Annotated in this window: 10 protein-coding genes; 6 read left to right on the plus strand and 4 right to left on the minus strand. The window is 70.8% G+C overall.

The features are described from left to right. Positions 1-2: 2 nt before the first annotated feature. On the minus strand, positions 3-932 hold the full coding sequence (locus tag ACWDBE_RS34605; protein WP_449791445.1) for a helix-turn-helix transcriptional regulator: 930 nt from the start codon (positions 930-932) through the stop codon (positions 3-5). Positions 933-1,004: 72 nt separating this feature from the next. Between ACWDBE_RS34605 and ACWDBE_RS34610 the strand changes: the two genes are divergently transcribed. Then, the gene (locus ACWDBE_RS34610) at positions 1,005-1,481 is read left to right on the plus strand and encodes a hypothetical protein (RefSeq protein ID WP_449791444.1); all 477 of its coding nucleotides are present in this window, start codon (positions 1,005-1,007) and stop codon (positions 1,479-1,481) included. Next, on the plus strand, positions 1,478-2,029 hold the full coding sequence (locus ACWDBE_RS34615) for an NIPSNAP family protein (RefSeq protein ID WP_449791443.1): 552 nt from the start codon (positions 1,478-1,480) through the stop codon (positions 2,027-2,029). Before ACWDBE_RS34610 ends, ACWDBE_RS34615 begins: the two co-directional genes overlap by 4 nt. 79 nt (positions 2,030-2,108) lie before the next feature. On the opposite strand, the gene ACWDBE_RS34620 is transcribed toward ACWDBE_RS34615, so the two are convergent. Next, on the minus strand, positions 2,109-3,599 hold the full coding sequence (locus ACWDBE_RS34620) for an MBL fold metallo-hydrolase (protein ID WP_449809923.1): 1,491 nt from the start codon (positions 3,597-3,599) through the stop codon (positions 2,109-2,111). A 78-nt stretch (positions 3,600-3,677) separates the two neighbouring features. Here ACWDBE_RS34620 and ACWDBE_RS34625 point away from each other — a divergent pair, with 78 nt between their 5' ends. After that, on the plus strand, positions 3,678-4,250 hold the full coding sequence (locus tag ACWDBE_RS34625; protein WP_449809924.1) for a TetR/AcrR family transcriptional regulator: 573 nt from the start codon (positions 3,678-3,680) through the stop codon (positions 4,248-4,250). A 48-nt stretch (positions 4,251-4,298) separates the two neighbouring features. Here ACWDBE_RS34625 and ACWDBE_RS34630 read toward each other — a convergent pair whose 3' ends face one another. Both ACWDBE_RS34630 and ACWDBE_RS34635 read right to left on the minus strand, forming a co-directional pair. Further along, positions 4,299-4,466 (minus strand): hypothetical protein, encoded by a 168-nt coding sequence (locus ACWDBE_RS34630; protein ID WP_449809925.1) that lies wholly within the window; start codon positions 4,464-4,466, stop codon positions 4,299-4,301. Between the two features lie 46 nt (positions 4,467-4,512). Then, a complete protein-coding gene (locus ACWDBE_RS34635; protein WP_449809926.1) occupies positions 4,513-4,908 on the minus strand; it encodes an ATP-binding protein in 396 nt (131 codons plus the stop codon). Between the two features lie 165 nt (positions 4,909-5,073). Here ACWDBE_RS34635 and ACWDBE_RS34640 point away from each other — a divergent pair, with 165 nt between their 5' ends. The 3 genes from ACWDBE_RS34640 (at position 5,074) to ACWDBE_RS34650 (ending at position 6,549) form a co-directional block, all read left to right on the plus strand. Continuing rightward, positions 5,074-5,943, plus strand: a complete 870-nt coding sequence (locus ACWDBE_RS34640) for a helix-turn-helix domain-containing protein (protein ID WP_449791439.1) — start codon at positions 5,074-5,076, stop codon at positions 5,941-5,943. A 2-nt stretch (positions 5,944-5,945) separates the two neighbouring features. Further along, the gene (locus ACWDBE_RS34645; RefSeq protein ID WP_449791438.1) at positions 5,946-6,146 is read left to right on the plus strand and encodes a DUF397 domain-containing protein; all 201 of its coding nucleotides are present in this window, start codon (positions 5,946-5,948) and stop codon (positions 6,144-6,146) included. 202 nt (positions 6,147-6,348) lie between these two features. Beyond that, positions 6,349-6,549 carry a hypothetical protein gene (locus tag ACWDBE_RS34650; RefSeq protein ID WP_449791437.1) on the plus strand — a complete coding sequence of 67 codons (201 nt, stop codon included), beginning with the start codon at positions 6,349-6,351 and terminating at the stop codon, positions 6,547-6,549. Positions 6,550-6,637 lie beyond the last annotated feature (88 nt).

The following is a 6,637-nucleotide window of genomic DNA, read 5'->3' on the forward strand; positions in this document are numbered from 1 at the left end:
GATCACCCCTGGTAGCGGGCCGCCAGGGCCCGTACCGTCGCGGCGACGCGGTCGCGGAGCTCGGCCGGTTCCAGCACCTCGACGTCGGCGCCCAGCCGCAGGAACTCCCCGTGGGCGTGGTCGACCGACTCGATGGGCACTCTGGCCTCCGTCCAGCCGTCGCCCCCGGCCGGCACCCCGAGGCGGCGCGCGCCCTCCGGGGTGAGCCGGACCAGCGCCTCGCCGGTGTGCAGCCGGGCCCGGAAGTCGGCGAGGTAGCCGGTCCAGTGGGCGGCCAGGTCGAAGTCGGCCGGCACCGTGAACTCCTCGGCCAGGTCGCACAGTCCGACGATCTGATCGACGCGGTACGTGCGCATCCCGGTCGGCCCGGCGGCGACCAGGTACCAGCGCCCGGCCTTGAGCACCAGCCCGTACGGCTCCACCCTCCGCTCGATCTCCTCCGGCGCCCGCCAGCGCCGGTACCGCAGGAGCAGCGACCGCCGCTCCCACACCGCGGCGGCGACGGCCGCCAGGTGCGGGGTGCGGTCCGGCTCGCCGTACCAGCCGGGGGCGTCCAGCAGGAACCGCTCCTGGATCCGCCCGGCGTCCTCCCGCAGCTCCGCCGGCAGGGCCGCCCGCAGCTTGAGCCGGGCGGCGGCCAGCGCCTCACCGAGGCCCAACTCGGCGGCGGCGCCCGGGAGCGCCGCCAGGAAGGCGGCCTGGGCCTCGTCGGCGGTCAGCCCGGTGAGGCGGGTCCGGTAGCCGTCGACCAACCGGTAGCCCCCGGCGTGCCCGGCGTCCCCGTACAGCGGGACGCCGGAGGCGGCGAGCGCCTCGACGTCCCGGTAGACCGTGCGGACGGACACCTCCAGCTCCTCGGCCAGCTGCCGGGCGGTCAGCCGGCCCCGGTTCTGGAGCAGCAGGAGCAGAGTGACCAGCCGACTCGCGCGCATGTCGGCCAGTATCCCGATCTCCACCGTCTCCACTGACAGAAGATGTCAGTGGAGCGCCCCTAGCCTCCCCGCATGAACGACTTCGACTTCCTGCACGGCTCCTGGGACGTGGCCAACCGCCGCCTCACCGCCCCGCTCACCGGCGGCGGCACCTGGGAGGAGTTCCCCGGACACTGCGTGGTCCGGCCGCTGTTCGGCGGCGCGGGCAACATCGACGAGATCGTCTTCCCCACCCTCGGCCGCCGGGGCGTCACCCTGCGGCTGTTCGACCACGAGAAACGGCGCTGGTCGATCTTCTGGTCCGACAGCCGCACCGGCCGGCTGGACCCGCCGGTGACCGGCGGCTTCACCGGCGACCGGGGCGACTTCCACGGCGAGGACGGCTACGGCGGCCGCCCGATCCGGGTGCACTTCACCTGGCACCGCCTCGGCCCGGACACCGCCCGCTGGGAGCAGGAGTTCTCGGCCGACGAGGGCCGCAGCTGGGAACTCAACTGGACCATGGACCTCACCCGGACCGGCGCGGCCTTCGACGGGCTCGGCGCATGAACCCCATCGTCGAACTCCGCCAGTACACCCTGCACCCCGGCACCCGGGAGACCCTGATCGAGCTGTTCGAGCGCGAGTTCGTGACCGGCCAGGAGGCGGTCGGCATCACCCTCGGCGGGCGCTTCCGCGACCTGGACGACCCGGACCGCTTCGTCTGGATGCGGTCCTTCCCCTCGATGCCCGAACGCCGCCGCGCCCTGGAAGCCTTCTACGGCGGCCCCGTCTGGCTGGCGCACCGCGACGCGGCCAACGCCACCATGGTCGACAGCGACGACGTCCTGCTGCTGCGCGGCCCCGGCTTCACGCCGCGCGCGGGAGCCCGCGAGGTGCTCGCCACCATCTGCCACCCCATCGAGGCTGCCGCCTTCGACGCCTACGCGGCCGGACACCTCGGCCCGGGGCACGCGGTGCACCGCACCGAGCACGCCGAGAACGACTTCCCCACGTTGCCCGTCCGCACCGGCGAGGACGTCCGGGTCTGGTTCGGCGCCGCCGAGCCCGCGCCCTGGCCGTGCCGGCCGCTGCGGCTGGAACCGGTGACGCCGTAGCCAGGGCCCTGCGCGGGAAGTCGGACGGGCGACGGCCGACTTCCCGCGCAGCGGCTTCACGCGTTCCCGCGCAGCGGCTTCACGCGTTCCCGCCCGTCAGCCAGCCGTCCAGCGGAACGCGGCAGCTGTTGAGGATGCCCGCGATCGTCGCGTACGTCCCGACCAGCGCCAGGAGTTCCAGCACGCGCGCCTCGGAGTGCCGTTCGACCAGTGCCCGCCAGGTGTCCGGAGCGAGCGCGTGCCCGTCGTGCAGCTCGTCCACGGCCCGCAGCAGCGTGCGGTCCGCCTCCGACCAGTCCGGATGCTCCGGGCCGTCCGGGACCCGGGCGATCTCGGCCCCGGTCAGCCCGGCCGCCGCGCCCAGGCGGACGTGGTGCTCCCACTCGTACGTCGAACCGGTGCGGTGCGCGGTGCGAAGAACGGCCAGTTCCCGCTCGCGGAACGGCAGCAGGCCCTGGTTGAGCTGGGCGAGCAGGGGCGCGAGGGCGATCAGCAGCTCGGGGTGGTGCCCGATGGTGGCCAGGACGTTGAGCACCGGTCGGCCCGCCAGCGGCCCGGTGCCGTCGGCGAAGAGGGCGGCCGCGGGGCCCTCCAGGCGTCCGGCGAGGGCGGCGATCTCGGCGGCGGGCCGCGGGGCCAGCCGGGGGCCCTCGGCGAACTCGTCCAGTCCGACCAGCAGTTCCTCCTCGACCGGGGTGCCGTCGCCGTTCAGTTCCCGGTACACGGCACCGATGTTCAGCAGCAGCCGCTCCCGGTCGTCCCAGTCCGCGAAGCCGTCCAGGTCCATCTCCCGCGCGGCCTGGAGCACCGGGACGCCCGCCGCATGGGCACGCCCCGCGTGGTCGCGGACCCGCTCCAGGTAGCTGCGGAAGGTGCGGACCTCGGACTTGCCGACGACCGGGCCGTGCCCGGGCGCGATCGTCTCGACGTCCAGGCCGAGGATCAGGTCGCAGGCGGCGATCCAACGCTCCACCGGGCCGCTGTGGATCACCGGGTGGCCGCCGACGAACAGGATGTCCCCGGCGAACAGCACACCGGCATCGGGTACGTGGACCAGGACGTCGCCCCGGGTGTGGGCGGGGCCGACCTCGATCAGCCGGACGGTGCGCCGCCCGACGGCGACCTCCAGCTCGCCGCTGAAGGTCCGGTTCGGCAGGGTCGGGGCGATGCCGGTGAAGTCGAAGGCCTTCCGCATGTCCTGGGCGACGCGCGGGAGCGGCAGGTCGCCCGGCGCGGCGAGCAGTTCGTGGAGGTGGTCGCGGCCCATGTCGGCCGCGGCGGCCTCGGAGGCGATGACCGTGGCGTGCGGGAGCAGCTGGTTGCCCCACCAGTGGTCGCCGTCGCTGTGGCTGTTGACCAGGGTGCCGATCTCGGCCCCGGGCAGCGCCCGGGCGACGGCGCCGAGCAGGTCCCGGGTCTGCGGGACGGTGAACAGGGTGTCGACGAGCAGGGCCTCGGCGCCGGAGACGATCAGCCCGGCGTTGCTCAGGCCCCAGGAGCCGTTCGGCTGTAGGTAGGCGTAGGTGTCCGGGGCGATCTCGTGCAGGCCGAGGGTGTACGGGACGGCCATGACTGGGCCTCCTCGTTAGGTGGACTGGAGTCTCAACATGTACTCCAGTCCACTAATAGATTCAAGTACACTTTCCCCGTGTCCTCACCCAACCGACGCGACCAGCGCCGCACCGCCACCCGGGAGCGACTGCTGGCGGCAGCGCTGGAGCTGTTCGCCACCCAGGGGTACGCGGCCACCACCTACGACCACATCGCCGAACGCGCGGACGTGGGACGCCAGACGGCCTTCAACCACTTCCGCCGCAAGGAGGACTTCGTCACCGCCTGGGTCCAGCAGCGGCACGAGGCACTGGACCGGCAGGACGAGGCTCATGCCTCCGCCACCGAGGCGCTCGCGGGCGCACTGCGCGCCCTCGCTGAGCTCAACGAGCGGGAGTACGCGCTGGCGAAGGAGCTGCACGACAGCGGAGTGCTTCACGCCGCCTTCGGCCTCGGCGCCACGACCCCCCGGGCATTCGTCGCGGCCGCCTCCCGGGGGCGCGAACAGGGCGAGATCCGCGCCGAGTCAGACCCGACCGCCGTCGCCGACCTGCTGTTCGACACCTACATCACGACCCTGGGCCGCTGGCTCGCCGCCGACGCGTCTCACTCGCTCGCCGATGCCCTACTCGCCCGCCTCGACCTCCTCGCGGCCGGCTTCAGGGCCTGACCACACGGGCGCGGGCCCCGCCAAGTGGACGGGGCCCGCATTTTGCGCCTACCCCTGGCGGCGCCTGAACTCGCGGACGAGCGAGAGAAGGTTGACCAGGGTGCTGGCCGGAACACTACCGAGCGAGACGAGGACCTGGCCGTTCAAGACGGTCTCGCCGGGCTTGGCCGAGGGCCAGAGCAGACCCAACTCACGACCCTCGGTGCGGAGCTCCACGATCAGGTCGGTGAGATCCCGACGGGTGAGGCGATGGAGAGAGGGATCACGCGGGTCGAGGGGGTGGAGGGCGCTCACGCGACGCAGTCCAGCTCGAACAGACCCGCTTCCCGAGCGCCTGCGATTCGGCGCCCCAGCGGTTGGTGAGCCCCTCCACCAGCTGCAGTCCGCGACCCGACTCGGCCTGCGGGTCGAACTTCTGACACTTCGGCAACTCGCTGCTGCGGTCCGCGACGGAGACACGGAGGATGTTGCCGGAGTAGACGACCGTGACGACGGGCGAGCGCGTCATCCCGTGCCGCCACGCGTTCACCACCAGTTCCATGAGGGCGAGTTCGGCGTCCCCGATGGAGGAGTCGGGGTACCCGGCGCGCAACATCGCGTCGCGCAACACCTCGCGGGACACGGTGAGGGAGGGGGAGTTGAGGTTGGGGTCACACATGGGGAATCTCCCATCAGCTCAAATGAGCTACGCACAGAGAGACGTGACGCCTCATCCGGCGAGCAGTGCAGTGAAACTTTAGGTGATTCTCAGCAAAGCTGGCAACACGCTCCGCGTACGGCCATACACTTTCCGTAGGTCGATACCTGCGAGGAAGGTATGCCCATGGCATTCGGGAACGGGATCAGCGAACGTCAGCGCAGGCTGGGCGAAGAGCTTCGCAGGGCGCGCGATGCAGCGGGACGCTCAGCTCTGGAGATCGGGCAGGCGATCGGCGTCAAGGGCCCCGCCGTCAGCCATATCGAGTCCGGCAGGATGGGCCTAAACCTTCCGCGACTGCACATCTGGCTCGACCTGTGCGACGTCACGGACCCCGACTACCGGGCCGGCCTCGCCGCCATGTGCGAGAGCTCGGGCAAGGGTTGGTGGACCGAGTTCAAGACCCACGTCACGCGAAGCTCCCTCGACCTGGCCGAGGCGGAGGCTCGCGCCACGGGCTTGGACAACTATGAATCCCTGCTGATCCCTGGCCTCTTGCAGACCAAGGCCTACAGCGAGGTCATCCAGGGGTACACCGAGAAGAAGGTCGAGTTCCGCCATGAACGTCACAAGGTTCTGACGGGCAAGAACGCCCCTCCGTACCGTGCCGTGATCCACGAGGCGGCCTTGCACATGATGTACGGAGGAGCAACGGTCATGTGGGACCAGTTGAATCATCTGATCGAGATGAGCAGGCTGCCCAACGTGACGATCCAGATCCTCCCGTTCGACTGCACCACGTTCGCGTCGAACGACACACCCTTCCTCCTCATCCGTGGCGCTCACGCCCGGCTCGGCACGGTGCTGCTCGAACATCCCCATGGATCCAACTTCATCGGCGACCCTGAGGTCGTGACAACATTTGACCGGAAGTTCGACCGACTCAGGGGCTTGGCTCTTCCGCCCCTGTCTGCCGCCACATCCGCGTCATCACCCGCCGATCGGGACTCGTTGGGTTTGATCCAGCACATCCGCTACAAGGTCCAGGGAAGATAGCCATGCACCAGCTCAACTGGCAGAAGTCCAGCTTCAGCAGCGACCAGGCCAACTGTGTCGAGATCGCTTCCGCCGACGAGCTGATCTACATCCGCGAGTCCGACGACCCCACCACCATCCTTACCACCACCCCCACCAAGCTCCACGCCTGGATCCACGGCGCCAAGGCCGGCGAATTCGACCACTTCACCGCCAACCCCTGAAGCGGATCCTTCCCGGCGGCCTCTTGCTCCCCGCAAGCGGCCGCCGAAGACCATGGCTCCTCGGCGCCGTCCAACAGCTGGACGCTGCTGGAGCGAGATCCTTATTCCGGATCAGGAATCTGCCCGGTGCCGCGTGGACAGGCGCCATCGGCAGCCCTAGCGTCGCTGATGGGTCGGGGGGACTCGCCCCAGATGGGTCACCATGGCTGATAACCCGCAACTGACGCGCCTCACCGGCATGTTCAACGGGCCGACCTGTGTCGACGACGACTGCCCCAACGTCTACGCCACCGATCGAGAGACCTTCGTGTTCCAAGGCGACCACTTCACGGCCCTGAAGGTGCCCGCCGGGGAGTCCGCCGTCGAGTTCCCCGACCGGCCTTCCGCCGCCCTTCGTGCGTGAGAAAGTCGGCGGGGCGACGGAGCACCCCCGCCCAGGGGGGGGGGGCCCCGCCGCGGCGGGGCGCCGCCCGAGCAAAGGGGAGAAAGGG

Source organism: Kitasatospora sp. NPDC001132, from assembly GCF_053598415.1.

Bases quoted from the DNA above. Each gene is read 5' to 3' on its own strand.
- ACWDBE_RS34615 (WP_449791443.1), top strand. From the start codon at position 1,478: ATGAACCCCATCGTCGAACTCCGCCAGTACACCCTGCACCCCGGCACC.
- ACWDBE_RS34605 (WP_449791445.1), bottom strand. From the start codon at position 932: ATGCGCGCGAGTCGGCTGGTCACTCTGCTCCTGCTGCTCCAGAACCGG.
- ACWDBE_RS34650 (WP_449791437.1), top strand. From the start codon at position 6,349: ATGGCTGATAACCCGCAACTGACGCGCCTCACCGGCATGTTCAACGGG.
- ACWDBE_RS34610 (WP_449791444.1), top strand. From the start codon at position 1,005: ATGAACGACTTCGACTTCCTGCACGGCTCCTGGGACGTGGCCAACCGC.
- ACWDBE_RS34620 (WP_449809923.1), bottom strand. From the start codon at position 3,599: ATGGCCGTCCCGTACACCCTCGGCCTGCACGAGATCGCCCCGGACACC.
- ACWDBE_RS34635 (WP_449809926.1), bottom strand. From the start codon at position 4,908: ATGTGTGACCCCAACCTCAACTCCCCCTCCCTCACCGTGTCCCGCGAG.
- ACWDBE_RS34640 (WP_449791439.1), top strand. From the start codon at position 5,074: ATGGCATTCGGGAACGGGATCAGCGAACGTCAGCGCAGGCTGGGCGAA.
- ACWDBE_RS34645 (WP_449791438.1), top strand. From the start codon at position 5,946: ATGCACCAGCTCAACTGGCAGAAGTCCAGCTTCAGCAGCGACCAGGCC.